Source organism: Myxosarcina sp. GI1(2024), assembly GCF_053543375.1.
Window position 1 is genome coordinate 703,138 of the sequence record NZ_JBKGTY010000003.1, and the last position, 26,793, is coordinate 729,930.

Below are 26,793 nucleotides of genomic sequence, written 5' to 3' on the forward strand. Positions count from 1 at the left end.
AAAACCGTGTTAAAGCTGGGTCACTACAATTTCTCTCTCCTCAAGCCAACTCAAACAATCGCCAGGGTATTGAAACCCGTATCTTTGCAAGGAAGAGTCAGATGAGCGAGAGTCAAAACGATTGTAAAATCTCACTAAAAGTGAAGCAAACTCATGAGTGAAACACAGTGGGTAGGAATAGCGGTGCGACCCCGCTGCGGTTTCAGGGCGCACCTGCGCCGAATCGCTTCATCTGTATTTAAAGAAGCGATTCGCTCCTGGCAGAGCCTGCTAGGGAACGCGCACCAAGACGATGTCTGTCAAAAATATCTTGATATCTATGTAGGTCCTGAAGGAAAACTATTTCAAGTAACAAATGATGAAGTAGGCATTAGCAAACTCGTTCCAACTCTGAGCAATATCCAGCCAGAGTTGATTGTACTTGAAGCAACGGGAGGAATGGAAATCGATGCAGCAATCAAACTGACTCCAGCAGGATTAGCCGTAGCCGTAATTAATCCCCGACAAGCTAAGGACACGGGTGCTGAGGTTGCCTCAGCACCGTGAGCTGTCCGTAGAGATTTCCCCCAAGCGACAGGACAATTAGCCAAAACGGATGCTATTGATGCTAAGGTATTAGCTCATTTTGCCGATGCTATTCGACCCGAAGTCAGAAAGATAAGCGATCGAGCCTCTCGTCAATTAGAAGATTTAGTACCACGCCGTCGCCAGATAAGCGATATGATTACTGCCGAAAAAAATCGTCGCCGAGGTAAGACTAATTCGGTCAAAGCCAGTATCGATGAACATATTGAATGGCTAGAGCAACAACTTAAATTAAAGAAATTGAATCACAACTTAAATCGGCGATCGCCATCAACGAAGACTGAAAGCAGAAACTAGATTTGTTAACTAGCGTACCTGGAATTGGGGAAGTCGTAGCTGTAACTCTTATTTCATCTTTACCAGAATTAGGTAAAATTTCCCATAACTCAATTTCTTATTTAGTTGGTGTTGCTCTTTTGAATAAAGATAGCGGCAATTTTCGTGGCAAACGAAGAATTTGGGGCGGGAGGGCTAAGATTCGCAGGGTAAGCTCATCTTATTTGGTATAAAATGTACTTGACAAAAGTAATCTTATACAATATTGGAGTTAATTGATGTTACCGGGGCAATTGTGACTATTGATGCCATGGGAACTCAAACTGAAATTGTGCCCTTAATTGGTGCTAAAAAAGCTGACTATATCTTGGCACTCAAAAGCAATCATCCCACTCTTCACCAAGAGGTCAAAAATTGGTTCGTTCGAGCCCGCGCCTCCAACTTTGAAGGCATTAAAGTCTCTCATGACCGTCGCGTGGAAAAAGGACATCATCGTACCGAAAAACTACTGGTTTGGGCTGTTCCTCTCTCCGAGTTTGGGGGTCTCTACCAACAAGAACAGTGGTCAGGTCTTCAAACTATTGTCATGGTGGAAAGAACCCGCCATCTCTGGAATCAAGTTACTCATGAACTCCAGTTTGATCTTTCTTCTCTACCCGCAGACCCTCAGAATCTTGGCAATGCAATTCGGACCCATTGGGGAATTGAAAACCAAGTCCATTGGTCTCTCGAGGTAACTTTTAGTGAGGATGACTGTCGCATTCGCTCAGGAAACGCACCTCGCAATTTCGCTCTCCTGAGACCCATGGCAGTTAATGCCTTGAATCTAGAGAATACTCTAGCGCGATCGCTGCGACAAAAAAGCAAGCGAGCATCTATGAATAATGATTATATGATGACTGTTCTACAATCCTTTTGTCAATAGGGTTTGAGATGCTCTTACCCTGTATCTATCAGTCTATTGATGACATTAAGAAAGCCTTCGAGCGATTATATAAATACATACCCCAACATCAGTTTAATCTGCGAGAAATTTGGATGCGCGGTAGTTTTTGGAATACGCGAGTAGCGGTTGCTTGGATAGACAACGCTACAGATCGCAGTGGGGAATCGGTTACTCGCCAAGGAATGAATTTTATTCGGATCGAGTGAGGAAAAGTTGTTGAAGAAAAAATTTACTGGACTAGCAACTGACCCTACTACATAAAAAAACATAAATAAACTTTACCAAATCAGGAGGTAAAAAAATCATGACTAACAATCCACTTTTTGAAATCGAAAATTTCGGACAAAGTATTTGGATGGATAATCTCAATCGCAGTCTGATTGAGTCTGGCGAATTAGATGAAACGATCGAAAAATATGGACTGAGAGGCATTACCTCCAATCCGACTATTTTTGAAAAAGCGATCGCTGGCAATCAAATTTACGATGCCGATATCGAAGCAGGCATTAAAGCTGGTAAGTCAGTCTCAGAGATCTATGAATCGCTAATTTTTGAAGATATTCGTAATGCTTGCGATCGTCTTCGCGAGATCTACGATCGAACCGAAGGACTCGATGGTTATGTCAGTATTGAAGTTTCACCTCACTTAGCTAGAGATACCCAAGGTACGGTAGAAGAGGCACTAAGATTTTATCGAGCCATCGATCGCGATAATGTAATGATTAAAATTCCTGGCACACCCGAAGGATTTCCTGCCGTAGAACGGGTAATCGCTCAGGGAATCAATGTTAACATTACCCTCTTGTTTTCGGTTGAAAGCTATGAAAATGCAGCCTGGGCATATATTCGCGGTTTAGAAGATCGCGTGGCTAAAAACCAAGCAATCGACAAGATTGCCTCCGTTGCCAGTTTCTTCTTGAGCCGCATCGACACTAAAATTGACGATCGCCTCGATGAGAAGCTCAAAAGCTCTGGTACGGAAAATTTAAGTGAAGAAGCGCGTATCGAGCAAATTAAGGGGAAAGTAGCAATTGCCAATGCTAAAGTAGCCTATCAAAAACATAAAGAAATTCTCAATAGCGAGCGCTGGAAAGCTTTAGCCGAGAAAGGGGCAAATGTACAACGACTTCTCTGGGCGAGTACTAGCACCAAAAATCCCAAATATAGCGATGTAATGTATGTTAATGAATTGGTCGCTCCTAATACGGTAAACACGATGCCACCGGGTACTATCCAAGCCTGTGCCGACCACTGCAATCCTGCTGCCAATCGCATCGAAATCCGGGTTGAAGAAGCCTATAAGTTGCTCGAGAGTCTTAAAGAGCCAGATATTGACATCGACTTAGACCAAGTAATGTACGAACTCCTCGAAGAAGGAATTGATAAGTTCGCTCGTCCTTTTGATTCTCTGATGCAATCTTTAGAAGATAAAGTAAAACAGCTATCCCCAGTGTAGTGTTTATTGCGAAAAGTAAACTATGACAGGGTTTCTATCTTCCGAATGACGAATAGCTCGATAGAGAATCGATAGGCTATTGATAGGTAAGAAAACCAAAGATGGAACTCAAGTTGCTTGAGAATCGAGACCGTATTTTTGCTTTAATGACATATTTGCGATTGGCTCGATTTTGGGGTGACTAGCTAGGTAATAAAACCACGAAATATCTGCGATCGACTCGAGGCAAGTTCGATCGCATGATGACAGAGTACTTTACTTTCAATAACTGCAAACATCAATATTTAGCTTTAAGCAAAGGAGGACGACATGGTTCAACAAATGAAAAGAAATTGCGACACGGGAACGACTAACGAACAGTACGATTTGATTAGTGTAATCTATCACTCGCTACAAAGTGCCGCCGTTTGAGATATGTACATTCAAGATGCCGATAATTCTGGTGATCGCGAACTGACTGATTTCTTTCAACAGGTCAAAGAGCAAAACTGCCAGCAAGCAGAGCGGGCGAAACAATTGATGGCGCAAAGAATCAGTCAGTGATAACTTCGAACACTCTAAAGGCGTAGTCACTAATTACTGCGCCTTAGAAGCAAACTCTTGAGGAGACACGGGAAAGTTACAGCAGTTTTCGTTTGGGTAGACTACATCTTGGTATTAGGCAGGAGTCAGGAGTCAGGAAGCAAAAGAAAAAAGTCGCTCGGTTGTGTTCTATTCAACTGAAAAGCACGTAAGTTCTAGGGAAACCTCAGAACCTGTCCCCTGCTCAACAAGACAACCCCTAGAAATCGCTCTTTCTTTTTCATTGTTAGTTAAAAACGAGCAGTAGCAAGGAGCAAGTAAAATGCCACAGTGCGAAGTATGCGGCAATGAATACGATAAAACCTTTGAGGTAACCATGGGGAAACAAACTCATATTTTTGATAGTTTTGAGTGTGCGATTTATGCTCTTGCCCCTACCTGTAGTCACTGTGGCTGCAAAATTATCGGTCACGGTGTAGAAGCAGATAATGCTTTCTACTGTTGCGCTCACTGTGCCAATAAAGCAGGTAAGGAGAGTCTGCGCGATCGCGCCTAATATTCTGTCTGCAATTATCTGTCTGTTGCGAAAGAAAAAAATAAAAATATATTATATAGTGTCACTTTCCTATTGCTAAAGCGAGCCACCATCGCTCGGCAATTCCATTTCAATATTGATAAAGTTTTAAAACTCTACTAGGACGCGAACACTCTACAACCGGCGTTTAGAGAGAACTCAACCTTAAAAGATATTGCCAATAAGTAAGCAAAAAAGTAAGGAGGATACCAAATGAAACACGATGAGTTTATCGGACAGGTTCAACACCGTGCTAAATTGCCTTCCCGGGGAGAAGCAGAAGTAGCGACTCGTGCCGTTCTAGAAACCTTAGCCGAAAGACTTTTGGGAAATGAACCAGCAGATGCTGCCGCCCAACTTCCCAAAGGTATTGCTGGCTATTTAGATCATGCTTGGTCGGGAGTAGGCGAACCTTTCTCTATTGATGAATTCTTTAGGCGAGTCAGCCAACGAGCGGAGATAGATCTGCCAGATGCCGTCTTTCAAAGCCGTGTGGTTATCGAAGTATTACAAGAAGCCGTCAGTCAGGGTAAAGTTGAGGATATGCGCTCTCAATTGCCTCAGGATTATCTAACCCTATTTGAGGCGGGAAGTGAAGGAAAAATGAAAGTTAATCGTTAAAACGAGCGAGTAGAAAAATGTTATTTCAAGACCGAACTGAAGCAGGACAAAGGCTAGCTGAGAAATTAAAAGCCTATGCCAACCGTCAAGATGTGCTGGTATTGGGGTTGCCTCGTGGTGGCGTTCCCGTAGCTTATGAAGTTGCGAAAAGCCTCAATGTACCGCTAGATGTTTTTTTGGTACGCAAGCTAGGTGTTCCCGGACAAAAAGAATTAGCTATGGGTGCGATCGCCAGTGGTGGCATTCGCATTCTCAACCGAGAAATAGTAGAAACCCTGCATATCTCTGAAGAAACAATCGCCAGGGTCGCCGCTCAAGAACAGCGAGAGTTGGAGCGTCGCGAGTATACTTACAGAGGCGATCGCCCTCCTTTAGATTTGCGGGAACGCACGATAGTTTTAGTCGATGACGGTTTGGCGACTGGTGCTACCATGCACGTTGCTGCCGTAGCCATCAGAAAGCTGCACCCCAAACAAATCATTGCTGCCGTACCAGTATCTGCCCCCGAAACCTGCGATGAAACTAAAGTTGAGGTGGATGAAATTATTTGTGCCGAAACGCCAAGACCATTTTATGCAGTTGGTCTTTGGTATAAGAAGTTTTCCCAAACCACCGATGCCGAAGTGCGAGACTTACTCCAACGGGCTGGTAATCGAGAAACTTTGACTGCGCGATAAATAAGTGAGTTAAGCTTATCCCCCATACATACAAATGAAGCCGTAGCGAAAATAATTGAAACCATGGCACTGAAAACAACTACTCAACTAGTAGATCTCGTGCGTCAAAATGCACATCGTCTTAAAGGTGAGTCTACCGACTACGATCCTTTGATAGAAATGATTGGCGATGCTCGTTTCGTCCTTATCGGCGAAGCCTCCCACGGAACTCACGAATTTTATCGCGAGCGGGCTGAAATTACCAAACGGTTAATTCGAGAAAAAGGCTTTACTGCCGTTGCCGTAGAAGCCGATTGGCCGGATGCCTACCGCATCAACCGTTACGTTCGTGGTGCTAGCGATAACGCTGAAAGTATCGACGCTCTGGCTGACTTTCAACGGTTTCCTACTTGGATGTGGCGCAATGCCGACGTGCTCGATTTTATCGGTTGGCTGCGGGTATACAATGATTCTTTAGAGAAAAACGAATCTAAAGTAGGCTTTTACGGACTCGATCTTTATAGCCTGTATAACTCGATCCAAGCAGTTCTAGACTATCTCGATCGCGTCGATCCAGAGGCAGCTAAACGCGCTCGTCACCGTTATTCCTGTTTCGATCATTTTGGCGACGATACTCAATCTTACGGCTATGCTACCAGCTTTGGACTGAGCGAACCCTGTGAGGAGGAAGTAGTCAGTCAACTTGTAGAACTGCAGCGTCGTGCCGCAGAATATGCCCAACGAGATGGTCGCGTGCCAGAAGATGAGTTTTTCTATGCCGAACAGAATGCGCGACTGTTAAAAATGCTGAGCAATACTATCGCACTATGTTTCGCGGTCGAGTTTCCTCTTGGAACTTGCGCGATCGCCATATGGCTGAAACTTTAGATCGTCTTGTCACTCACTTCGACCGACAAGGACAAACTTCCAAGGTTGTCGTTTGGGAACATAATTCTCACTTGGGAGATGCACGAGCTACGGATATGGGTGCGGCAGGAGAACTAAATCTGGGTCAGTTAGTGCGCCAGCGTTACCAGGGCGATGCCATTTTAATTGGCTCGACCACCTACCAGGGAACGGTTACTGCTGCCTCAAATTGGGGCGCGTCAGCCGAGCGTAAGCGAGTTCGACCGGCACTACCAGAAAGTTATGAAGCACTGTTTCACGATACGGATTTGTCGCGCTTTTTGTTGAATTTACGAGCCGAAAATTCCGCTGTAGCCGGTTTAGGTAAGCCGCCTCGGTTAGAAAGAGCGATCAGCGCGATCTATCGTCCCGAGACAGAGCGCATTAGCCATTACTTTCAGGCGCGGTTGCCCGAGCAGTTCGATGCCGTACTTCATTTCGATCGAACCCGGGCACTAGAGCCACTGGAACGCACACCTCAGTGGGAAACAGGTGAAGCACCCGAGACTTTCCCTTCGGGAATCTAGACTGAGTTAGAATTAATATCAATTTAGAAATTACATGAGACAGATAATTTCTCCTTATTTCCTTTATCTCCCCATCTCCCTACTAATCATCTGTATTAACTAAAAATAAAATAAAACTATATAAGACCCCACAAAGAACATCTGTGGAGTCCAAGCTATTTGGCAATTAGTTGTGGGGGTGCACCAATTGACAAGATTAAAAAAAAAAATAGTGTTAGTCCATCTAAGCACCAACAACTGCACCACCGTTGGGATGAAGAACTTGTCCTGTAAAATAAGACGAATCTTCAGACGCTAAAAAGACGAAAGCCGTAGCCACTTCTACCGGTTGTCCGGGACGTTTCATCGGTACTTGTTTGCCAAAGCCTTCAACCATTTCAGCATCCATCGCATCGGGGATAAAAGGAGTCCAAATTGGACCGGGAGCAACTCCGTTGACGCGAATGCCTTTTTCTACTAAAGACTGGGATAGAGAACGGGTAAATGCCAAAATTGCACCTTTAGTGGTCGAATAGCTCAGTAGTCCTGCATTCCCCTTATAGGCATTAATTGAAGTAGTGTTAATAATCGAACTACCTTCTTTAAGGTGAGGAATAGCCGCTTTGCACAGATAAAACATCGAAAAGATATTAGTGCTAAAAACGCTACCCAAACGAGCTGAGTCGATATCTTCAAGCGTCATCGCATCTTCTAAATACTGTTCGGCAGCATTGTTGACTAAAACATCGAGCCTGCCCAGTTCATCTACGGTCTTTTGGACGACTTCTAGGCAAAATTGCTCGTTACTAATATCGCCAGGCAGTAACAAACATTTTTGTCCTTGAGCTTCGACTAGTTCTTTAGTCTTTTGAGCATCTCCCCGTTCGTCTAAATAAGAAATAGCCACATTTGCCCCTTCTTTAGCATACAATACTGCTGTAGCGCGACCGATACCGCTATCGCCTCCCGTAATCAGAGCGACTTTGCCTTTAAGTTTTTCACTACCCTTATAGCTATCGCGATCGTAAATTGGCTTGGGAGTCATTTCTGACTCGAGACCTGGCTTTCGTTCTTGACTTTGAGGGGGAATTTTGTCTGGAGTAATAGTCATACAAGTATCCTCGTTAATTGTCTGAATGCTAGAAGTTAAAAGTCAATCAATTTGCTATGAAATCAAGCTGACAGTTGACCGCCAGTTACGTCATAAAGTGCGCCAGTCACAAAGCTGCTGTCGGAACTAGCCAAGAAAACATAGGCGGGAGCTAGTTCTTCTGGTTGGGCGGCGCGTTTGATAATGCCATCAGTATCGTAGTTATCTACCTTTTCGACGGGCATAGTTGCGGGAATATTGGGAGTCCAAACGGGTCCTGGCACTACCGAATTAACCCGAATTTGGCGATCGCCTAAATTTAATGCCAGAGACTTGGTAAAGGTATGGACTGCTCCTTTGGAAGTGGCATAATCGATTAACATAGCTTTACCCATTTTGCCGACGACGCTACCAGTGTTGATAATTACGTCTCCTGCTTGCAGATGGGGCAAGGCAGCTTTGACCATGTAAAAGTATCCAAAGACATTAGTTTCCATCGTGCGTCGAAACTGTTCGAGAGAAATGTCTTCAAATTTCTTTTGCGTCATCTGCTAAGCAGCATTATTAACCAAAATATTGAGCTTGCCAAAACGTTCTACTACTGAAGCGATCGCCTGTTGACAATCTTCGTAGTTACGCACGTCTCCTTTAAGGATCTGGCAGTCCTTATTGCCTATTTCTTTGACCATTTTTTTGGTATCTTTGGCATCAGTATCGTTTTGGTCATAAAAAATCGCTACTTCTGCTCCTTCTAAAGCATAGGCGATGGCTACGGCGCGACCGATACCCGAGTCGCCACCAGTAATAAAGGCTACCTTGCCTTGCAATTTTTCAGCAGGTTGATAATTTGATAGATTGCTGTCTGGCTGGGGTGTCATATCCCTTTGGGAAGCTGGATAGTCCTGCTTCTGTGGAGGAATATCATTGGGAGTTGGACGGCGTTCTTTTGTAGGCATGAGGTCAGTTCTTAGTTTTCAAGCATTGAGTCTCTGGCAATGACAATGACATCGTCAAAACCCTCGGCGAACTAAATTAATATTTTCGCTCGGAGACTTGCGGCGAGCGATTGAGAATTGTAGATCTTTATCGCTTGCTAGTCGTACCTTTCGTTCGACTGTACGATTAATTTTTAGAATAAAAAATAACCGATACTTTTAAATGAGTCTTGAGAATGATTTGCTCGATTGATATTGAGATCGTAGGATTATTTATCGTTCGGTAAAAAGTAAACCTCGTACGAAGCGTGCCTTTGTTCCCGCAATTTTATAGCTATAGTTAGATATTTTTTATTTATCCTTCGATGGTAGGAGGCGTAATAAACAAAATTGCTATTATATATTTTTAATAAGTCATGAAAGAAAAAATTTTAAAATTATGTCAGAAGCAGAAGCTAAAACCATTTCGGAAGCTAAAGACAAGATCAAAGAAGTAGTTCCCAGTCCTCCAGAACAACATACAGTTGCTAGCGCTCAAGAACTCAAAGAGCGTTTGGATTGGGGCGAACCCGCTCTAACTATTATTGACGTTCGCGATCGCGAAGCCTATTTACTAGAGCGAATTATGGGTGCAATGCCGATATTCTCCGAGAATACTTCTCAGAGAATTACCGATAGTCTGGCACCCAATCGTGCCATCTACGTTTACGGAGAAACTGACGAAAAAACTGCAGAAGCAGCTCAACAACTAAGAGAAGCAGGCTTTAAAAGAGTATCTCAACTGCAAGGCGGTCTAGCTGGTTGGAAAGCCATTGGCGGACCTACAGAAGGCACCGACAGAGATGTTTAAAATTTTTTCCGATACTTGATTATCGGAACTGCGCTAAATTAAATATTTTGCTAGCAATATGGGAGCAAGTGTAAAAAAGCCTAACTTTTGAAGACTCGCTCCTTTTGTGTTTTTATTTTTATTTTTTTTCGTTCGGACGCCAGTCAGAAATATCCAGCTATTATCAAAACCCTATAAATATTAACATAAATAATAAATCACTTGTTAGAAGGTTTTTAAATCTTTTGTATTTAAACTATTAATCACCATAGGTAAAAAATCAGGGTAATCGCATGAAACCAGAGAGATAAAAAATGCGAAAATAAAGACATTTAAGCAAAATGTCATCTACACTGAGCAGCGAATCATTAAAAGAGTCGATAGAGCAATGCTTGGGAGCTCTTACAGATACGAGAGTAACAGGAAAAACAGCCCATAAACTTGTAGACATCATCGCGATATCTTTACTAGCGGTAATTTAATGAAGCCTTATCAAGCTGGATTAGATAATAACTTCCTTCTGCAAATCCTAGCTTATTTTAATTTTTTTCTTTCGTGCGTTTACCCTGAAAATAATATAGCCTGGTAAATATTTTATCTATGATTGGTTTTCTCTACATACTTCTAGGAATATTTGCTGGAGTTTTAAGCGGACTAATTGGTATTGGCGGTGGAGTAATTATCGTTCCTTCTTTAATCTTCTTATTTAAATTTTCTCAGCAAGAAGCTCAGGGAACGACTTTAAGTTTGTTAGTACCACCAATTGGAATTTTAGCCGCTTGGACTTATTATCAACAGGGGTATGTAAATTTTAAAGTAGCAGGTTTAATCTGTTTGGGTTTTGTTTTGGGTGGTTTATTAGGAGCTAAATTAGCAGTAGGTTTGCCAAGTGACCTGTTAGAAAAAATTTTTGGCATAGCACTGCTATTAATTTCTCTAAAAATGATTTTTAGTTCTGGAAGTAGTGGTTAATTTTTTTCTTTCTATTTTCGATCGTTTCCTCTTTTTGTCATCCTTCGATTCCAATTTAAGTGCAACCCAATACCAAGATTAACTTTTTAAAATCTAATTTCAATAAACTTTACATTCTCAAAGGATTAGCTTTTGCCTGGTTTCCCATTCCCACTATCGTTCTGTTCTATCAAAGTCACGGACTAGATATCGAACAGATTTTACTGCTGAAAACCATACTTTCTCTCTCGGTTTTAGTATTAGAAGTTCCGTCGGGTTATATAGCCGACATTTTTGGACGAAAAGCCTGTTTGGTAGCCGGCAGTGGAGTTTGGGTTGTGGGCTGGCTAATTTATGGGTTTTGCGACTCGTTTTACTGGTTTGCGCTGGCAGAAATTTTAGCAGGAATAGCTGCAAGTTTAATTAGTGGCGCGGATACTGCTATAGCTTATGAATCCTTAATGCAGTTAAACCGAGAAGACTTCTATCCCGTCTTTGCAGGAAGATTGGCAGCGGTTGCAGGAATTAGCGAAGCTATATCTGGCTTAATCGGTGCGGCGATCGCAAAACACAATCTTGCTTATCCTTTTTTTCTACAGACTGCCTGTCTGATAGTTTACTTTCTCTTAGCAATAACTCTTATCGAACCAGAGCGTCACGAGCCTACTGCCAAACCCCGACAAGCGCTCGCCTTAAAAAATATTATTGTAGAAACTTTAAAACGTCCCTCGCTTAGATGGTTGATTTTGTTGAGTGCTACTTTTTCTACAGCCAGCTTTTTAATGGTTTGGCTATCCCAAGCCTATTTAGAACGAATCGACTTGCCCGTTAGGGCTTTTGGCATAGTTTGGGCAGTATTCCATCTGTTGATGAGTTTGGCTTCGATCGGCGCAGCTAGACTAAAGCAGACATTAGGAATGAGCAGGGCTTTATTTAGTTTAATCTTACTGCTCGCTGGTTCTTATATGTTACTGTCAATTACCCGCACCTATTGGGGGACGATTTTTATTGCTACCGTGTATATAGTAAGAGGTTCGGTTGCACCGCTAATGGTGGACGTAATTAATCGGCAAACAGTCTCTTCAGTGCGGGCGACAGTTCTGTCTCTCAATAGTTTTACCTTTAGCTTGAGTTTTGCCATTGTCGGTGTCGTTATTGGGGCGATCGCGTCAGCTTATTCCCTATCCGTAGCATTAGCAGTAGCCGGCTGTTTAATTTTACTAGCAGGTAGCTGCTGTTGGTGGCAACTAGTAAAACTCCAACTAATCAAGTAGCTGAAGTTATTCTTCTTCAATAACCTGACGGATACGTTGTTCTAGACGATCTAAATCCAAACCACCCTGGTCGCGGCTGATACGGCGAACCGTTTCGTTTACCTGAGTCAGATCGCTGAGTAAATCCTGCAAAATTTCTTGTTGCTGGCGAGATTGAGTAATTTCTTTCGGTTCTTGCACCAAGTCGCGCAGAATTGTCGCTTCCGAACGGGATGCTACCAAAGGGTTAGTTTCTCCTTCTAAATGAACGAAGGTTCGTTTTCCAGGTCCTCTTTCTGCTTCTATAGGCACTAGGGCGGTAACGCGATCTGAACGCACGTATTTACCAAAACCTAGAGGTACGATTACTGATGACTGTATTTTCATGTAGAGTTAAAAATTGAAGCTCGATCTTTGAATGAATTATCTTTATTATAAAACTGGCTTGATTCCCAATGTTATAGGGGTTTTACGCCATTTCTATCTGGATTTTCGCTCTGGAAAAAACCGCCATTTTTTGACATATTAGACATATTCATCTTATGAACGAACAGCAAGAAGATCCGCCAGTTACTGTAGTTATTTCACGACGGGTCAAGCCTGGATGCGAAGCAGCGTTTGAGAAGTTTATTTCGGGTATTACGGCGGCAGCGATGACGTTTGAGGGACATTTAGGCACCAATATTTTTCGTCCGAGCACTCCGGAAGATAACGAATATAAGATTATTTTTAAATTCGATCGCGCTAGTAATCTTCGCGCTTGGCAAGAGTCAGAATGTCGTCGTCAGTGGCTGGCTCGCGCTGAGAGTCTGCGTTTGGCAAGACCTACAGTTAAAGTAATTACGGGTTTAGAAACTTGGTTTACCTTACCCTCTCCCAGACCAATTATTCCTCCGCCACGCTACAAAATGGCTGCAATTACTCTACTGGCGATTTTTCCTCTAATTCAAATAGTCAATTTACTATTAGCGCCACTGGTTCAATCTTTTCCCCCATTAATCGCCAGTTTGACGCTCACGGCAATTATCGTTCTCCTCATGACTTATGTAGTCATGCCCAGAATGACCAAAATTTTTGCTCGTTGGCTCTATCCGAAAAAGCGATCGCGCCATCATCATTACAATCGATAAAATACTTACCAATGCAAACAACCTCTGAATATATCTGCGCGTTTTGTGGCGAACCCAATACTACCTTTGTCGATCTTAGTGGGGGAATGCAGCAGTCATATACCGAAGACTGTCAGGTTTGTTGTCGCCCTAATATTTTATACGTACGCATCGATGAAGATACTCTCGATGTGGAAATTGATAGCGACTACGAACAGTAAACCACTGAATATACATCGTCTCAACCTACTATCATAAGTATTGATGTATTTATCAAAAAGCGGATTTTAAATGACAACTAAGATCGATACTCAGGAACTCAAAGCTATAGACGACCGACTTTCCAAACGAGCGATCGCGCTAGATCCGGGAGGATACTATATTATTTATTTAGACCGCCAAGCAGGATTAATCTGTGCCAAACACTACACTAATGTTATCAATGCTAAGGGATTGGCAGTAGACCCAGACACGGGCAAAGTAATTGCCGCTAGAGGTCAAAAGGTCGAGCGTCAGGCGACAAAATTATATACGGGCAGAACTGCTAAAGAACTTTGCGTCAAAGTTATTGAAGAACCCCAACCCTGTCCCATCACTAAGTTAGATCATGCTGCTTATTTAGGTCGGGAATTTGCCAGGGCTGAGTATGCCTTAATTAACGACGAAGAGTATATTCAAGATTAACTACCACTAACGTACCAGTAGTAGGTAGCCATCGGGATAATCGTTGCTAAGACCAAAAAGCCAACAATCCAAAGTGTCGCGCTACCTCGCTCGGTATCTTCAGCTTTGGTAAAGGTACCTGCAACTTGAATATTATCGACTATTTCTGGAGGTCCTGGGTCTTCCTGTCCCGATAGTACCGCTACTAGGCGATCGCTGGAGTCGAGAAAAGCTTGATTGTATTTGTTACCCGTTCTGAGATTGTAACCTACAGTATCATTGACGATGCTGTCAGCTATTTCTTGGTTAACTAGTTCTTTAGCCGACTCTCCCGTCCGAATTGCTACGTTGTTAGTCAAAGTATCTACCAGCAGCAGAGTCTGATTGGCGCGCTTTTCTGGTTCTTGGTACCAAGTAGAAAATATTTCATCAGCCAGACTATCTACTGTTTCTCCATAGTCTAAACGACGGATTGCCACCATTCTGACTTGCTGACCCGTATCTTGAGCTAACTGTTTGAAAGTATTGGACAACTTGCTTTCATTAGAGAAGCTAATTGCATCTGCAGTATCTACAACCCAAACATCGTCAGTATTAGGATTGGGTAAGTCATAAATTCCAGTAGCCCAAACTGGCGTTGCCATAGAGAAAACAGCAAATACCAGCAATAATAGCCATTTGGTTAGAGCTTTTAGCATAGCAGAAGCCTGTTTGATGATTAACATGAGATCTTGTGTCATTTTGAAGAACGTAAATCTTGCTTAACGATAGTCAAAGATTTTCTAAAATTTCTGTATTAATTATCTTAATTAAATAATAAAGCCCAGAGTTTCCTCTGGACTTAGAATCTATTCCAAAATTCAGTTCGAACGACTGACGCTTTCTAACTCAGCTGTTTGGAATAACAACCAAACTAATTAAAAACCTGGAATTAGCTCTCTAATGTCTCCAATATATGCCGTAGACAACAAAAAATAGGCAAAAAACGCACCGCCAACACCACCGACAAAGAAGCCGCTAGCAAATTCACTCCAGCCTTCTCTAGTTTTTAAACCTTCGGGAACTTCGGGAGTAGTTATGGTAGCAACGGGTTTACCGCCCATTGCATAGGCATATAGAGATAAACACACAGTCAAAATTGTGACCAAACCTAGAGAAGATAGCAAAGCAGCAATATCAGCACTTGCCGTATCCCGTAGTGGACCTAATACTAGAAAAGGTCCATAGACTATGTACCCGTGAGCCATTCCCACCTCTAATCCCCGGCGAAATGAGGATATCCCCGAACGGTAAGCAGGAAGATTGCGGATGAAAGCTTTGCTAAAATCAGATGAATTTAAAGGAGTGGCTAAATTTCCTATTTGAGGATCGCTAGCGGGTTGAATTGCAGTATATTCGTCCATAAAATTGATTTCTCCTTGGATAATATAGTATTTTACAAATCCTTGAAATAGCACCACTTTAACTTGGTTTCAGTCCCATTTTTGTTAAGAATCTTTATAACTGGCGAAATTAGACGAGGTTCGCAGTAATATCCATGTTGTGAACGTTTTAATACAAAATAGGTAAAGTAAAATATGATTGGTGATTACGCAGCAGCTTGGCTCCCTGTAGCTCTGGTTCCTTTAGTCGGCTTAGTCAGTGCCGGAATTGCTATGGCTTTGTTATTTATATACATTGAAAATGAAGACATTGAAGATCTTGAAAATAAAGCCTGAATATAGCAAACATTGGCATTTTTAACGATAAATAGTTTTCGTTCTAGTTAGCTCTACCAAATAAGGTAGGGCATTTTTTTATTGATTTTTTGGTAATTTAGGTAAGACGCGATCGCAAATAAACAAAGTTCCCGAAGCGACACAGAGAGGAATCGTTACCAAGTTAACTAAAGGAATACTAATCAAACCCAAACAAACCAGTCCAAAAGTCCCACTTGCCGGAAGGCTTTGCCCGACAATGGCTAATTTATGGCGAAAGCGGAGTCTTCTTCTTTCTAATGGAGAATCGAGAAAATCGAGGCAAACGATAGTAACAGTTAAAATAAAAGAAATAATCGTAGAAATTAAAGTACCTATACCGGGAAAGAAACCTAATAAAATTAAGGGAATGGCTACTATGGCAATTAAAACTAATTTTTTGAGTTCGTATAAAATTGCCCTAGCCAAATCGCTAAAAATATTTATTTCAATAATTTCTACTTTACCAATACGAATTTTTTCTAGTTGCTCTGATAGTTGACCATACCAAGGTGCCCCTAGTAAAACTCCAAATTGTGTCAGTACAAATCCCGTAGCAATTAATAAGATAACGATTAAAATTAGGCGAAATAAAAAAACCAATCCTGAAATGGCATACTGTAAAAAACTTAGCCATTGAGGTAAGTCGACAATTAATCTATCTAGCCAGGAAGCCAAATCCAGTTTTAGTTCATCGACAACTTGCCAGCCGAAAAAAAGCAATCCACTATATAGTGCGATCGCGATAATAAAATTAACAAAAATTGGTACTGCTACGTATTGCCACAACCGAGGGTTTCGTTTGAAAGCGAGTAATGCTTTGAGAGGATAACTCGCCCCTGCTAAGGTACCAAAACCACCTAAAATTTGTCTGACAATCTTCCCCATAGAACTAAGCTGTCAAGTATTTAATTTAAATATTGCGATTGATAGAAAGCAGAGGAAAATATACTTTCTAGTGCCTAATGCCTAGTGCCTAGTGCCTAGTACTATTAAACTGGCGATTTATTTTTTTCGGCAACCGAATCGCTGACGGGAGATGATGCTTCTAGCCGTTCGATAATATTCATAATTTCTCTTTCAAAAGTAACCTGAGCGCGATTAGTTTTACCACCAAAATAGAATTTATCTTCGGTTTCCAATGCCCAAATCTGCGAGTGAGAAAAATAACTCATGATTACTCCTACCATCAACAAACCGAAGCCCGTATAAACGATAGGAACCCCAGGATCGGCTTTAATTTGTAACCCCGTACTGCCAACCACCTCAATTAGTTTGAGATTAATATCGTCAACGGCGATACCCTGACCGCTGCGGACTGCGTTAACTAATTTGCCAGCGCGATCGTAAACTAAAACAGTTCCCTGTAAATCTTTAGCTAATAAGAAAACTCCTTGACTGAGATCTGGTTTGATGGGTAGCCAGGTTCCCCAAATATTACCGCCTCCGAGGGTGTCTAACTTAGCCATCGGCAACTCGAATATGGGGCTGTTGTTTAACTGTACTCTGACTGCAGCGATCGCCCAATTAGTTTGATAGAAAGTTACCCCATCATAACGCAGCGGTTGATTGACATAGATCGTCTGGCGTTTTAATTCTTCACCGCGATCGCTAATTACAGAAAGGTCGGAATAAAACTGATCGATCGCTCCGTCTTCGGTGTAGTCAATCCAAAAGCGATTGACTTTTATCCCCCAGTCTGTAGGTATTTGGGCGCTGGCTAAAGGTCCTGCCTCGATAATATTCTTGACCTGAAAACTACTACCACTGGGAACCATTTCTTGGGCGAAAAATCCGGTGAATATGCCCCAAATTCCGCCGAGAAGAACGATTAGCATCCCTGCATGAACGATAATCGGTCCGATGCGTCCGATTAGACCTTTACGGGCGTAGACGGCATTATCTTGCTGAAAAACCCGATAGTTATTTTGCTCTAATAGGGGAATTAAACCTTTAAGAGAACCAGAATCTAATTCCGTACTCAAGGCTAATTTTTCAAACTGACGGGGTTGTTGATAGTGCTTCCATTTGCGGGCGGCTTTGAGGGCTGGTAGCTGTCGGGTAAAAGTACAAGCGGTCAAACTACTGCCAAACAGCACCAATAAAGATAAATACCACCAAGTACTATAAACGTGGTTTAAGCCCCAGGATAGAATGACTTTCCAGGTTAAAAAGCCATATAAAGCAGGGGATTCGGGATAATTTTGCTGATAAAAAGCTAAAGATTCTCCTTGTTCGATAACCGTACCGGCAATACTCAATACGGCGATAACTAATAGCATGACAATTGCCAAACGCAAATCGGCAATTATAGCCAGGGAACGACGGAAAATCGAACGAGATTGTCCAATAGAAGTTGAATCCGACATTAATTAAAATAACGATGTTAAACGAAATTATTTTATTTACAAAGCGATCGCGCTAACGCGAGTCAACAACGAGAAAATACCAAAACCTAGAAGTAAAGCACCACTTACCGGATTAATCCAGCCAGACCAACGCCGCAATTCTAAAATTTTTTTTATCGAAGCTGTAAAAGTTCCTGCTAAGACTAATGGTGCGACATAGCCAACAGCATAGGCAATCAATAATCCTCCACCTACTACTAAATCTTTGGTAGAAGCTACCCAGGCAAGTATAGTTGCCAAAACTGGGGTACTACAGGGAGAAGCTACCAAGCCAAAAGTCAAACCGAGTAAATAAGAACGAACTCCACTGGGCAAATCTTGGGCGATCCAGTCGGTTGCACCTAAAGAAGGAAAGCGTAAGGGTAAGATTTCCAGTAAATTCAGTCCCATGACGATTGCTACCAAACTGACGATAATTGGTAAGCCACTACCAATTTGTCCGTAAACTTTACCCAGAGAAGTAGCGATAATACCTAACATTGCCAGGGTAGTTGCCAACCCCAAGGCAAACCAACTAGACTGCGCCGCAGCCTGTAATTTTCCCTGAGATTCGTAACCCCCAATATAACCAACTGTAATCGGCAACATTGAAAGCATACAGGGAGTAAGGCTAGTCAACAGTCCCGCCAGCAGAACGATCCCCAGACTAACTAGGCTGAGATGGTCTAGCTGAGTCGAAACCAGGCGATCGGCAAATCTTTCTAGTAAATAAAATTGAGTTTGTAAAAATTCCAGCATTAATAAAGTTACGATCTTTAAAAGCTTATCGCTCTTGAATTTTAACAAAATTCAGCTACCAGACAGATGGAGCGACTTTTTCTAGAATTTCCACCAAGATTTTGGCGCTCGTGCTATGACAGGTAACATGTCAGCCTAAACGATTGAAAAAGTAAATGTTCAATAAAAATACAATTTTTCTGGTTTTGCTATTGTTTATTCCCGTTTCTATTGCAGCCCATTTTCTCGAATGGGGTGAGACAATCGTTTTTGTTACTGCGGGATTGGGTATCGTTCCTTTAGCGGGATATATGGGTACGGCGACAGAAGAAATTGCTGTAGTAACCGGTCCAAATTTAGGAGGGTTACTTAACGCTACTTTTGGTAATGCTACAGAATTAATTATTGCCTATATCGCTTTAAAAGAAGGATTGGTTGAAGTGGTCAAGGCAACTATTACTGGTTCAATCGTCAGCAATTTATTACTTGTAATGGGATTTTCCATGCTGCTAGGTGGTTTGCGTTATAAAGAACAAAAATTTCAATCTACCGCCGCTCGTATGAACGCTTCTACGATGAATTTAGCGGTAATTGCAGTTTTATTACCTACGGCAGTGGAATATACTTCCACAGGGATCGGAGAAATTACTTTACAACGATTATCGGTAGCTGTAGCTGTAGTGCTAATTTTAGTTTACCTGCTGACGTTACTATTTTCCATGAAAACTCATGCTTACCTTTATGATGTAGGCGTAGCTGAGTTTGAAGTAGAAGATACAGTCGAAAACTCAGAGTCAGCCGAGAAGCCCAACTTATGGTTGTGGATGTTTATTCTATTGGTAGTAACTATCGCCGTAGCGGTAGAATCAGAACTGCTAGTAGATTCTCTTGAAGTAGCCACCGAGGAATTAGGTTTGACTGCTTTGTTTACTGGGGTGATTTTACTCCCAATTATCGGTAATGCCGCCGAACACGCTACGGCTGTAACCGTCGCAATGAAAAATAAAATGGATTTATCCGTATCGGTGGCGGTGGGTTCGAGTATGCAAATTGCCCTGTTTGTCGCGCCAGTATTAGTAATTGCCGGTTGGGTTATCGGTCAACCGATGGATTTAAATTTCAATCCTTTTGAATTAGTAGCAGTAGCGGTAGCGGTATTAATTGCCAATTCTATTAGTTCTGACGGTGAATCTAACTGGTTGGAAGGTAGTTTATTGCTGGCAACTTATGTCGTATTGGGTCTGGCTTTTTATTTCCATCCTGTAGTAGCAGGAATATCTTAGTTATTTCGTCGGGACGTTCGAGGGAACGTCCCTCCTGTAGAGTTGCGATCGCTGTTTGAATATAGCTTTACTCAGAGTTATTAAAACTTACTAATGATAGTTTGTAATAAACATTTTTTTTGAAGCTTGAATAGTCTAAAGGATAAATTAGCGATCGCGCGATCGCTATTGGACAAACTGGGATTACTAACGATGTTGCTGCGGGTGAAATGGTTTCGCCAATGCCCCCTCTTCCCAGCTAACTGTATCGAAAACTATTTGTAATTTATAAACACCTACCAGAGATATATCAAATGTATAAGGTTTTTAAAAAACATTAGAAGCAAAGATTTTAGATTAAATTTATGTTATGGCAAAGGGTTGAAACGTAAATTTATAGTGTCGATTGAAGCAAAAACTAAACGGAGTTCGAGCCCACAATGACAATGATTCACAAACGTAAAAAAGTTAATTTTAAAAGTGTAGAAGATCTCAATCAGCTCATCATTGCCAGCATCCCTACCTTACCAAAAGATATTACCCTAATTGTGGCAGTGCCTCGTAGTGGATACATTATCGCCGGTCTGATTGCCCTTAACCTGAATTTGCCAATATGTTCCCTCAATGAGTATTTAACTCAATCTGTCCCTGTAGGCGGTCGGAGAACTGAGGGATTTAATTTAAATTTCCAAGACAAACAAAAAATTTTAATCGTAGATGATTCCGTATCATCTGGGTGGGAAATGCGCCGAGTTCGAGAGCAGGTTGCTAGCTGTAATTTGAATCATGAAACCGTATTTCTCGCTGCTTATGCTAGCAGTTCGGCATGTGAATTGGTAAACATAGCACTGGAAATAATCGATCCTCCTCAAATTTTTGAATGGAATATGTATCACCACCCGCACTTGATAAATAGCTGTGTCGATATCGACGGTGTATTATGTCGAGATGCAACTAAAGAGGAAGATGACGACGGAGAACGCTATCTCAATTTTTTGGAAAATGTAGAGCCTAGAATTATTCCCACTGTAAAAATAGGCTGGCTGATTACAAGCCGCTTGGAAAAATACAGAGCTCAAACAGAAAAATGGCTGAAACGACATGGTGTCCGATATAAAAATCTGATTATGCAAGATTTGCCCGACCTCGAAACGCGGCGTAAATTAAATTCCGATGCCAAGTTTAAAGCCAAGATATATGATTCCTTAAATGCTTTCTTTTTTATCGAAAGCTCGGTCTGGCAATCTCAGGAAATTGCCAAGCGAACGGGTAAGGCAGTATTTTGCGTAGATAACCGTTTGTTTATTCAAGCCAAGACTCTGGATGGAAAGGGAGGGGATATTTTGAGAAAATCCGGTAGTTCGGTTAAAAGAATTCGAGCTAAGCTGACTTCATTACCCCGCAAGTTGAAATTGAGCCAATAAAAAATGATTCAGAACCTTTATTTTTCTTTCTTTTATTTCCTGGGCGATTGTCCCCCAGACCAATTGGTAAATCCAGCTACGGCTCTAGCCAGTTATTTCTGCTGCTGGTTCTGTGGGCTTGCTTCTGCTAAGAACCAGATAATTGGGTTTAGAGCGATCGCTTAGAATAAATCTCGTTTCTCGGGGTGACATTAATGCAACCTCTTGCAACACAAAGAATGAGCTTAAGTTTCATCTTCAAACTTGTAGCCCACTCCCACTACAGTTTTAATAAAAGTGGGATTCGCGCTATCGGGCTCAATTTTTTTACGCAAGCGTCTGATATGAGTATCAACTACTCGTTCGTCACCGAAAAAATCATTACCCCACAGCTTATCGATTAGTTGGCTGCGACTCCAAACTCGACCTGGATAACTAATAAAGGTTGCCAGTAGGTTAAATTCTAGAGTAGTTAAATCGAGAGTTTCGGCTGGTTGAGAGGTTAACTGACGCGTAGCGACCCGCTGGTCTAGATCGAGCGCAAAATGTTTGGTGCGGTATACTTGAGATGATTCCTGCGCTCCATGCCTTAGACTGCGCCTTAATAAAGCTCTAACTCTGGCAACCAATTCTCTAGGACTAAATGGTTTGACTAAATAATCATCTGCACCAGTAGAGAGTCCAATAACTCGGTCTATTTCTTCTCCTCTAGCGGTAAGCATCAAAATATAGGGGTCTTTATCAGAGGATTGTTGGCGAATGCGAGTACATACTTCTAAGCCATCTAATCCTGGCAGCATCAGATCGAGAATAACTAAATCGGGCTTTTGTTTTTCGAAGCTTTCTAAGGCTGCAAAGCCATTATTGGCGATCGCACAACTAAAATTTTCTCTGGCTAAAGTTTGTTCGATCAGTTGAGCAATTTCTTTTTCGTCTTCAACAATTAAAATTTCCATGCTTAATTAGTAAAAGAACCTGTTGGTTGCAATTTAAAATACTGATAAGCAACTTGAGACATCTGCTGGATAAATTCTTTAGCTTGGGGATCGTTGTCGGGACGTTTGACGAGTATGGCTGCGATATAACGTTTGCCATTAGGCATATCGATAATTCCGGCATCTCCCAAAACCATTTTGATATCTCCTGTTTTGTGAGCGATAATTGCATCTTCTTCCAAACCTTCAGGTAGCAGAGTATTGCGGACGATACTTCTCATGATTTGTAGTAGGCGATCGCGCGATTTGAGCGAAACTAACTCTCCCCGAGCGAGTCGCACCAGTAAATTTGCCAAATCTTCTGGGCTAGTAGTATTAGTTCCAGTCAAATCTGGTAGTGGATTGCGTAGTCTAGTAGCAGTTAAACTCCAATCGAGAAATCTCTGATTTAAAGCGGCTTGACCTCCCAAACGCTCGATCAGCATGTTAGTCGCCGTGTTATCACTGATAGTAATCATTTTAGTAGCAGTTTCGAGAGCGGAAAATGTCGTCCCCAATGGTTCGTACTGCATATAACCCGAACCACTACCAACCACGTCTTTAGTTACAGTTAGTCGTTCTTCTAAATCGACTTTACCTGCGTCTACATCTTGGAAAAAGGCGACTAGAATCGGTAACTTAATCGTGCTGGCAGAGGCGAGGGGTGTTTGGCTATCGATACTGACGTAGCTTTGAGTATCGAGGTCGGCAAGGAAAATTTTGGGCTCGAGTTGAGGATATTTGGCTGCTAAGTCTTCTAGTTGGGTTTTAAGAGCGGAAATTTCTTTGCCTACAGCCGCGATGGGAAATAACTCTTTGAGTCTAGTGGTATTTTCAGAGGCGTTTTCTGTCAAAACTCGCTCGGCAGAAGGACTAGTAGAATCGGGGCTGGTTATTCCAAAAGAATTAGCGATCGCGATTGTCGTACCCAAAATAGTACACAGACCGATAGCAACTGCAATTAAATTTACCGTCAGTAAAAATGGTACGTAGAAAGCAGAAGCGCGAAAGCGATCGTGCCAATTGTTAAAGATCGAATGTCGAGCTGTTTTCTTCCTCCAATCGGCAGGAACTAAGTTATCGCGATTGAAATTTTTTGGGTAGCTGCGACTTTTAGGCTTTCTCTTATCGCTAGATGAATTGCGATTTCTAGCTGGGGATTTAGAGAGGGGGCTTTTGGCTTTACGACTCACGGCTAATTTCTCCGACACAGATTAAATCAAGACAGAAGGGAAAAGGCATGGGGCAGAGAGACTGAGTGACTGAGTAACTTAAAGAGGGAAGAAGCAGAGAAAGCAGACGAAGACATAATTATTTGCTACTTCCTGCTTTTAAGTTTCTACTCTCTATAGCAGTTCTCCAATAAGTGAGGTACACCTCGATCTCTCATCAGTTTGCAATTAACGAGCGACAATCGACTAGGATGTTGACTGTATCTCATACCTCTGAGAAACACGATATTTTCTACTTTTCTTCGTCCCTCGATCGTGGAGATTCTGACGACTCGTTTATCGACCACTGTACTTGACGGAGTATTCCTCGTAACATTGCCACCTCGTTATCTGTAAGATTGACTCGATTGTAGATACGCCGAAACTTATTCATCCTGGCTGTAGCTGTGTGAGGATAGAGATAGCCAATATCTAACAGTACAGTTTCGAGATGTTGGTAATAAGCTTCTAGAACTTCTAGGGGCGCACTGTTGGCTGGCTCGAAGTTACTTGTGGAACTGGCATTTTGAGGAACGTCAACCGCAGGTTGGGCAAGACTGCGCGATTCTTCCTTTTGTACGGTAACATAGCTTTCTGGCTTGTCAAGATCCTGCCAGCTTTGATACAGTTCGTAGGCACAAATAGCCACGGCTTGGGCTAAGTTTAGCGAAGGATAAGCAGGATTGGAGTTAATACAAACGAATCTTTGAGCGTATTTTAGTTCGCTATTGCTCAAACCTCTCTGTTCGGCACCAAAAATTAAAGCCGCCTTAAAGTTTGGCGTTAATAACCACGGCAGGGCGACTGATGGAGATTCTAATTTAGTAGGTAAAGAGCGATTGCGAACGGTGGTGGCGATCGCTCTTTGGCATCCCGTCAGTGCAGCGGGCAAACTATCGACTACAGTAGCCCGTTCTAGAACCTCAACGGCGTGTACTGCCATTTTCCTCGCTTCATTATCGAGATGGCGGCATTGAGGATTGACTAAGACTAAGTTTGACAAGCCCATATTTTTCATAATTCGGGCGATCGAACCAACGTTTAAAGCTCCTGCTGGTTCGACCAGAACAATTTTAATGTTGGCTAATTGAGTCACTAAGATTAACTAGGTGTCAATTGTTGTTTAGATAGGTCGAGTTGGGGCTTAGGAAGTGCAGAGTATTCGGTAAGTAGCTGACGAAACTCTTTGCCGTCGATAGTCTCTCGTTCGATTAACAAATCGACTAGGCGATCTATTGCTACTCGATTGTCACGAATAATTGTTTTAGCCCGTTCGTAACATTCTACGGCGATCACTCTAATTTGAGCGTCGATCCGAGCGGCAATTGCCTCAGAATATTCGGCTCGCTGCATCGACTCTCCTCCCAAAAATACTGGTTGTTCCCTGTCTTCTAAAGCCAGTAAACCGAGATCGGACATGCCAAACTTAGTTACCATTTTGCGCGCCATGTCGGTTAAGACTTTAATATCTTGTCCCGCACCTTGGGTCACTTCATCTTTACCAAAGATAACTTCTTCGGCGGCTCTTCCCCCTAGAGCCGAAGTAATTTGCGCCATAATTTTAGATTTGGTTTCCAAACCCATTTCTTCATCGGGAGTAAACCAAGTCAAGCCTCCCGCACCACCTCTGGGGATAATAGTTACTTTCTCTACGGGATCGTGACTGGGAGTTAAGGTAGCGACCACTGCATGACCGATTTCATGATAGGCGATCAGGCGTTTGTATTTGCTATCGATTAAGGGTATGCCTTCCATTCCCGCTACGATGCGATCGATCGCGTCGTTGATTTCTGACATCGTAGCCGCATCCTTGTGCCTTCTGGCAGTCAAAATTACCGCTTCATTGAGCAAATTGGCTAGATCCGCACCGCTAAAACCAGGGGTACGACGAGCGATCGCTTCTAGAGAGACTTCAGGAGCGATTTTTTTGCCGCGAGCGTGAACTTCTAAAATGCCCAATCTACCCCTAAAATCGGGATAGTCGACCATTACTTGGCGATCGAAACGACCGGGACGCAACAAAGCGGGATCGAGAACGTCGGGACGGTTGGTAGCAGCGATAATAATAATTCCCGTATTACCTTCAAAGCCATCCATTTCAGTTAACAACTGATTGAGAGTTTGCTCGCGTTCGTCATTACCGCCGCCAATTCCCGAACCTCGTTGACGACCGACAGCGTCGATTTCGTCGATAAAGATCAAACAGGGAGCATTTTCTTTAGCTTTTTTAAACAGATCTCGGACGCGAGAAGCACCGACACCGACAAACATTTCTACGAATTCCGAACCAGAGATACTAAAGAAAGGTACTCCTGCCTCTCCGGCGATCGCTTTTGCCAGCAAAGTTTTACCAGTTCCAGGAGGACCGATTAACAACATACCTCGAGGTATTTTTGCCCCTACGGCAGTAAATTTTTCTGGCTCTTTGAGAAAAGTAACTACTTCTTGTAATTCTTCTTTGGCTTCTTCAATTCCCGCTACATCGTCGAATTTAATCTCGGTCTTGGCTTCCATGTGAAATCTAGCTTTCGATTTACCAAAGCTAAACGCTTGACCGGAAGCATTAGCCGAGCGGCGAATGATTAAAATTAATCCTGCGAGTAAGACAAAAATGATGGCTAAATTGAGCAAAACGCCCACTGCAGTGGAGCGATCGAGAGACTCGCTAACACTAAAATCTACTCCTCGATTGCGAATTTCGGCAATTAAGCTTTCATTGCGATCGAATAAAACTACTTCTTTGGGTTCGGCATTTTCTGGTTGCCCTTCTAGTTCGACCTTAGCAGTATTCGTAGTCTTATCTAGTTCGACTCTAGTAACTTCTCCTGCTGCCAATTTTTCTTTAAACTGGCTATAGCTTAATTCGTTATTCGATTTTTGCTGTGCTAAAGCAGGTGTTATTGGTAACATGGTTTGTAAGATGGTCAAACCTACAGCCAAGCGACCCAAAGCATTAGCGATCGAGTTTTTCCTGGGCAATTTTCGAGCGGTAGTTGATTTAATATTAGTAGTAAAAGTTAATTCTTTTTTAGGTATCCGACCATTGTTTTTCATAGGTAGTTTTATATAAAAAAATTGTTATTTGCAGTAATTTAAGCCTAACCAAAATATTTTAGTTTTCGCTACTAAAAGGTGGCATTTTTGAGAATAAATTCCCCTAAACCTCTATCTTAAATGGTATTAATCGATTTTACAGTTATGAAA

General features: G+C 42.2%; 29 protein-coding genes and 4 pseudogenes. 21 read left to right on the forward strand and 12 right to left on the reverse strand.

The annotated features are described in order from the left end of the window. Positions 1-153 precede the first annotated feature (153 nt). The 12 genes and pseudogenes from ACLFKQ_RS16810 to ACLFKQ_RS16865 all read left to right on the forward strand — a co-directional run bounded on the left by ACLFKQ_RS16810 (position 154) and on the right by ACLFKQ_RS16865 (position 7,069). Positions 154-546 (forward strand): hypothetical protein, encoded by a 393-nt coding sequence (locus ACLFKQ_RS16810; RefSeq protein ID WP_449000916.1) that lies wholly within the window; start codon positions 154-156, stop codon positions 544-546. A gap of 90 nt (positions 547-636) precedes the next feature. Next, positions 637-690 (forward strand): annotated as a pseudogene (locus tag ACLFKQ_RS16815) (hypothetical protein); the annotation flags it as partial. Between the two features lie 30 nt (positions 691-720). After that, entirely contained in the window at positions 721-882 is a 162-nt protein-coding gene (locus ACLFKQ_RS16820; protein ID WP_449000917.1) for a hypothetical protein, read from the forward strand. A gap of 2 nt (positions 883-884) precedes the next feature. Beyond that, positions 885-1,094, forward strand: coding sequence for a transposase (locus ACLFKQ_RS16825; protein WP_449000918.1), 210 nt, complete (start codon positions 885-887; stop codon positions 1,092-1,094). Positions 1,095-1,123: 29 nt separating this feature from the next. After that, positions 1,124-1,786, forward strand: a pseudogene (locus ACLFKQ_RS16830) (ISAs1 family transposase); the annotation flags it as partial. A gap of 8 nt (positions 1,787-1,794) precedes the next feature. Further along, positions 1,795-2,013, forward strand: a complete 219-nt coding sequence (locus ACLFKQ_RS16835; RefSeq protein WP_449000919.1) for a hypothetical protein — start codon at positions 1,795-1,797, stop codon at positions 2,011-2,013. Between the two features lie 98 nt (positions 2,014-2,111). Further along, the gene (gene tal / locus ACLFKQ_RS16840) at positions 2,112-3,263 is read left to right on the forward strand and encodes a transaldolase (protein WP_449000920.1); all 1,152 of its coding nucleotides are present in this window, start codon (positions 2,112-2,114) and stop codon (positions 3,261-3,263) included. Positions 3,264-3,677: 414 nt separating this feature from the next. Further along, the gene (locus ACLFKQ_RS16845) at positions 3,678-3,806 is read left to right on the forward strand and encodes a hypothetical protein (protein ID WP_449000921.1); all 129 of its coding nucleotides are present in this window, start codon (positions 3,678-3,680) and stop codon (positions 3,804-3,806) included. 301 nt (positions 3,807-4,107) lie between these two features. Further along, on the forward strand, positions 4,108-4,341 hold the full coding sequence (locus tag ACLFKQ_RS16850) for a hypothetical protein (RefSeq protein WP_449000922.1): 234 nt from the start codon (positions 4,108-4,110) through the stop codon (positions 4,339-4,341). Positions 4,342-4,572: 231 nt separating this feature from the next. Then, positions 4,573-4,980, forward strand: a complete 408-nt coding sequence (locus ACLFKQ_RS16855; protein WP_449000923.1) for a DUF2267 domain-containing protein — start codon at positions 4,573-4,575, stop codon at positions 4,978-4,980. Between the two features lie 17 nt (positions 4,981-4,997). Next, positions 4,998-5,657, forward strand: coding sequence for a phosphoribosyltransferase (locus ACLFKQ_RS16860; protein WP_449000924.1), 660 nt, complete (start codon positions 4,998-5,000; stop codon positions 5,655-5,657). 63 nt (positions 5,658-5,720) lie between these two features. Next, positions 5,721-7,069 (forward strand): annotated as a pseudogene (locus ACLFKQ_RS16865) (erythromycin esterase family protein). Positions 7,070-7,292: 223 nt separating this feature from the next. On the opposite strand, the gene ACLFKQ_RS16870 reads toward ACLFKQ_RS16865, so the two are convergent. Beyond that, entirely contained in the window at positions 7,293-8,159 is an 867-nt protein-coding gene (locus tag ACLFKQ_RS16870; protein ID WP_449000925.1) for an SDR family oxidoreductase, read from the reverse strand. 62 nt (positions 8,160-8,221) lie between these two features. Beyond that, positions 8,222-9,094 (reverse strand): annotated as a pseudogene (locus ACLFKQ_RS16875) (SDR family oxidoreductase). A 418-nt stretch (positions 9,095-9,512) separates the two neighbouring features. On the opposite strand from ACLFKQ_RS16875, the gene ACLFKQ_RS16880 reads away from it, so the two are divergent. From ACLFKQ_RS16880 to ACLFKQ_RS16890, 3 genes are all read left to right on the forward strand, one after another. Continuing rightward, a complete protein-coding gene (locus ACLFKQ_RS16880) occupies positions 9,513-9,923 on the forward strand; it encodes a rhodanese-like domain-containing protein (RefSeq protein ID WP_449000926.1) in 411 nt (136 codons plus the stop codon). 579 nt (positions 9,924-10,502) lie between these two features. Further along, positions 10,503-10,874 (forward strand): TSUP family transporter, encoded by a 372-nt coding sequence (locus ACLFKQ_RS16885; RefSeq protein WP_449000927.1) that lies wholly within the window; start codon positions 10,503-10,505, stop codon positions 10,872-10,874. A 59-nt stretch (positions 10,875-10,933) separates the two neighbouring features. After that, positions 10,934-12,127, forward strand: a complete 1,194-nt coding sequence (locus ACLFKQ_RS16890) for an MFS transporter (RefSeq protein WP_449000928.1) — start codon at positions 10,934-10,936, stop codon at positions 12,125-12,127. 6 nt (positions 12,128-12,133) lie between these two features. Here ACLFKQ_RS16890 and ACLFKQ_RS16895 read toward each other — a convergent pair whose 3' ends face one another. Continuing rightward, positions 12,134-12,493: a hypothetical protein gene (locus tag ACLFKQ_RS16895; RefSeq protein ID WP_449000929.1), complete on the reverse strand. Its 360-nt coding sequence runs from the start codon at positions 12,491-12,493 to the stop codon at positions 12,134-12,136. A gap of 155 nt (positions 12,494-12,648) precedes the next feature. Between ACLFKQ_RS16895 and ACLFKQ_RS16900 the strand changes: the two genes are divergently transcribed. The 3 genes from ACLFKQ_RS16900 (at position 12,649) to ACLFKQ_RS16910 (ending at position 13,899) form a co-directional block, all read left to right on the forward strand. Next, positions 12,649-13,236 (forward strand): antibiotic biosynthesis monooxygenase, encoded by a 588-nt coding sequence (locus ACLFKQ_RS16900; RefSeq protein WP_449000930.1) that lies wholly within the window; start codon positions 12,649-12,651, stop codon positions 13,234-13,236. Positions 13,237-13,247: 11 nt separating this feature from the next. Further along, positions 13,248-13,436 carry a CPXCG motif-containing cysteine-rich protein gene (locus ACLFKQ_RS16905; protein ID WP_449000931.1) on the forward strand — a complete coding sequence of 63 codons (189 nt, stop codon included), beginning with the start codon at positions 13,248-13,250 and terminating at the stop codon, positions 13,434-13,436. 70 nt (positions 13,437-13,506) lie between these two features. Beyond that, entirely contained in the window at positions 13,507-13,899 is a 393-nt protein-coding gene (locus ACLFKQ_RS16910) for a DUF4346 domain-containing protein (RefSeq protein WP_449000932.1), read from the forward strand. On the opposite strand, the gene psb32 is transcribed toward ACLFKQ_RS16910, so the two are convergent. Beyond that, positions 13,896-14,618, reverse strand: coding sequence for a photosystem II repair protein Psb32 (psb32, locus tag ACLFKQ_RS16915; RefSeq protein WP_449000933.1), 723 nt, complete (start codon positions 14,616-14,618; stop codon positions 13,896-13,898). The two genes, ACLFKQ_RS16910 and psb32, sit on opposite strands and share 4 nt — an antisense overlap. A 177-nt stretch (positions 14,619-14,795) precedes the next feature. Then, positions 14,796-15,281: a photosystem I reaction center subunit XI gene (locus ACLFKQ_RS16920; RefSeq protein ID WP_449000934.1), complete on the reverse strand. Its 486-nt coding sequence runs from the start codon at positions 15,279-15,281 to the stop codon at positions 14,796-14,798. Positions 15,282-15,455: 174 nt separating this feature from the next. On the opposite strand from ACLFKQ_RS16920, the gene ACLFKQ_RS16925 reads away from it, so the two are divergent. Further along, positions 15,456-15,596: a photosystem I reaction center subunit VIII gene (locus tag ACLFKQ_RS16925; protein ID WP_449000935.1), complete on the forward strand. Its 141-nt coding sequence runs from the start codon at positions 15,456-15,458 to the stop codon at positions 15,594-15,596. Positions 15,597-15,674: 78 nt separating this feature from the next. Here the strand turns inward: ACLFKQ_RS16925 and ACLFKQ_RS16930 are convergent, their stop codons facing one another. From ACLFKQ_RS16930 to ACLFKQ_RS16940, 3 genes are all read right to left on the reverse strand, one after another. Continuing rightward, positions 15,675-16,502 carry an EI24 domain-containing protein gene (locus ACLFKQ_RS16930; RefSeq protein ID WP_449000936.1) on the reverse strand — a complete coding sequence of 276 codons (828 nt, stop codon included), beginning with the start codon at positions 16,500-16,502 and terminating at the stop codon, positions 15,675-15,677. A 104-nt stretch (positions 16,503-16,606) separates the two neighbouring features. Then, complete coding sequence (locus tag ACLFKQ_RS16935; RefSeq protein WP_449000937.1) at positions 16,607-17,983, reverse strand: cytochrome c biogenesis protein; 1,377 nt, start codon at positions 17,981-17,983, stop codon at positions 16,607-16,609. A 36-nt stretch (positions 17,984-18,019) separates the two neighbouring features. Next, positions 18,020-18,760: a cytochrome c biogenesis protein CcdA gene (locus ACLFKQ_RS16940; RefSeq protein ID WP_449000938.1), complete on the reverse strand. Its 741-nt coding sequence runs from the start codon at positions 18,758-18,760 to the stop codon at positions 18,020-18,022. A 155-nt stretch (positions 18,761-18,915) separates the two neighbouring features. On the opposite strand from ACLFKQ_RS16940, the gene cax reads away from it, so the two are divergent. Together cax and ACLFKQ_RS16950 are read left to right on the forward strand one after the other, a co-directional pair. Continuing rightward, the gene (gene cax / locus ACLFKQ_RS16945) at positions 18,916-20,022 is read left to right on the forward strand and encodes a calcium/proton exchanger (RefSeq protein ID WP_449000939.1); all 1,107 of its coding nucleotides are present in this window, start codon (positions 18,916-18,918) and stop codon (positions 20,020-20,022) included. A gap of 419 nt (positions 20,023-20,441) precedes the next feature. Further along, positions 20,442-21,425, forward strand: a complete 984-nt coding sequence (locus ACLFKQ_RS16950; protein WP_449000940.1) for a phosphoribosyltransferase — start codon at positions 20,442-20,444, stop codon at positions 21,423-21,425. A gap of 224 nt (positions 21,426-21,649) precedes the next feature. Here ACLFKQ_RS16950 and ACLFKQ_RS16955 read toward each other — a convergent pair whose 3' ends face one another. From ACLFKQ_RS16955 to ftsH, 4 genes are all read right to left on the reverse strand, one after another. Continuing rightward, positions 21,650-22,360, reverse strand: a complete 711-nt coding sequence (locus ACLFKQ_RS16955) for a response regulator transcription factor (protein ID WP_449000941.1) — start codon at positions 22,358-22,360, stop codon at positions 21,650-21,652. A 2-nt stretch (positions 22,361-22,362) separates the two neighbouring features. Next, a complete protein-coding gene (locus tag ACLFKQ_RS16960; protein WP_449000942.1) occupies positions 22,363-23,571 on the reverse strand; it encodes a serine hydrolase in 1,209 nt (402 codons plus the stop codon). A 271-nt stretch (positions 23,572-23,842) separates the two neighbouring features. Next, positions 23,843-24,691 (reverse strand): RNA methyltransferase, encoded by an 849-nt coding sequence (locus ACLFKQ_RS16965; protein ID WP_449001056.1) that lies wholly within the window; start codon positions 24,689-24,691, stop codon positions 23,843-23,845. Continuing rightward, positions 24,691-26,643 carry an ATP-dependent zinc metalloprotease FtsH gene (ftsH, locus tag ACLFKQ_RS16970; protein WP_449000943.1) on the reverse strand — a complete coding sequence of 651 codons (1,953 nt, stop codon included), beginning with the start codon at positions 26,641-26,643 and terminating at the stop codon, positions 24,691-24,693. The genes ACLFKQ_RS16965 and ftsH overlap by 1 nt, the downstream gene beginning before the upstream one ends. Positions 26,644-26,793: the final 150 nt, after the last annotated feature.

Excerpts from the sequence above, each read along its gene's own strand:
- ACLFKQ_RS16810 (WP_449000916.1), top strand. The coding sequence starts at position 154 with ATGAGTGAAACACAGTGGGTAGGAATAGCGGTGCGACCCCGCTGCGGT.
- ACLFKQ_RS16820 (WP_449000917.1), top strand. The coding sequence starts at position 721 with ATGATTACTGCCGAAAAAAATCGTCGCCGAGGTAAGACTAATTCGGTC.
- ACLFKQ_RS16835 (WP_449000919.1), top strand. The coding sequence starts at position 1,795 with ATGCTCTTACCCTGTATCTATCAGTCTATTGATGACATTAAGAAAGCC.
- tal (WP_449000920.1), top strand. The coding sequence starts at position 2,112 with ATGACTAACAATCCACTTTTTGAAATCGAAAATTTCGGACAAAGTATT.
- ACLFKQ_RS16845 (WP_449000921.1), top strand. The coding sequence starts at position 3,678 with ATGTACATTCAAGATGCCGATAATTCTGGTGATCGCGAACTGACTGAT.
- ACLFKQ_RS16850 (WP_449000922.1), top strand. The coding sequence starts at position 4,108 with ATGCCACAGTGCGAAGTATGCGGCAATGAATACGATAAAACCTTTGAG.
- ACLFKQ_RS16855 (WP_449000923.1), top strand. The coding sequence starts at position 4,573 with ATGAAACACGATGAGTTTATCGGACAGGTTCAACACCGTGCTAAATTG.
- ACLFKQ_RS16860 (WP_449000924.1), top strand. The coding sequence starts at position 4,998 with ATGTTATTTCAAGACCGAACTGAAGCAGGACAAAGGCTAGCTGAGAAA.
- ACLFKQ_RS16870 (WP_449000925.1), bottom strand. The coding sequence starts at position 8,159 with ATGACTATTACTCCAGACAAAATTCCCCCTCAAAGTCAAGAACGAAAG.
- ACLFKQ_RS16880 (WP_449000926.1), top strand. The coding sequence starts at position 9,513 with ATGTCAGAAGCAGAAGCTAAAACCATTTCGGAAGCTAAAGACAAGATC.
- ACLFKQ_RS16885 (WP_449000927.1), top strand. The coding sequence starts at position 10,503 with ATGATTGGTTTTCTCTACATACTTCTAGGAATATTTGCTGGAGTTTTA.
- ACLFKQ_RS16895 (WP_449000929.1), bottom strand. The coding sequence starts at position 12,493 with ATGAAAATACAGTCATCAGTAATCGTACCTCTAGGTTTTGGTAAATAC.
- ACLFKQ_RS16900 (WP_449000930.1), top strand. The coding sequence starts at position 12,649 with ATGAACGAACAGCAAGAAGATCCGCCAGTTACTGTAGTTATTTCACGA.
- ACLFKQ_RS16905 (WP_449000931.1), top strand. The coding sequence starts at position 13,248 with ATGCAAACAACCTCTGAATATATCTGCGCGTTTTGTGGCGAACCCAAT.
- ACLFKQ_RS16910 (WP_449000932.1), top strand. The coding sequence starts at position 13,507 with ATGACAACTAAGATCGATACTCAGGAACTCAAAGCTATAGACGACCGA.
- psb32 (WP_449000933.1), bottom strand. The coding sequence starts at position 14,618 with ATGACACAAGATCTCATGTTAATCATCAAACAGGCTTCTGCTATGCTA.
- ACLFKQ_RS16920 (WP_449000934.1), bottom strand. The coding sequence starts at position 15,281 with ATGGACGAATATACTGCAATTCAACCCGCTAGCGATCCTCAAATAGGA.
- ACLFKQ_RS16925 (WP_449000935.1), top strand. The coding sequence starts at position 15,456 with ATGATTGGTGATTACGCAGCAGCTTGGCTCCCTGTAGCTCTGGTTCCT.
- ACLFKQ_RS16930 (WP_449000936.1), bottom strand. The coding sequence starts at position 16,502 with ATGGGGAAGATTGTCAGACAAATTTTAGGTGGTTTTGGTACCTTAGCA.
- ACLFKQ_RS16935 (WP_449000937.1), bottom strand. The coding sequence starts at position 17,983 with ATGTCGGATTCAACTTCTATTGGACAATCTCGTTCGATTTTCCGTCGT.
- ACLFKQ_RS16940 (WP_449000938.1), bottom strand. The coding sequence starts at position 18,760 with ATGCTGGAATTTTTACAAACTCAATTTTATTTACTAGAAAGATTTGCC.
- cax (WP_449000939.1), top strand. The coding sequence starts at position 18,916 with ATGTTCAATAAAAATACAATTTTTCTGGTTTTGCTATTGTTTATTCCC.
- ACLFKQ_RS16950 (WP_449000940.1), top strand. The coding sequence starts at position 20,442 with ATGACAATGATTCACAAACGTAAAAAAGTTAATTTTAAAAGTGTAGAA.
- ACLFKQ_RS16955 (WP_449000941.1), bottom strand. The coding sequence starts at position 22,360 with ATGGAAATTTTAATTGTTGAAGACGAAAAAGAAATTGCTCAACTGATC.
- ftsH (WP_449000943.1), bottom strand. The coding sequence starts at position 26,643 with ATGAAAAACAATGGTCGGATACCTAAAAAAGAATTAACTTTTACTACT.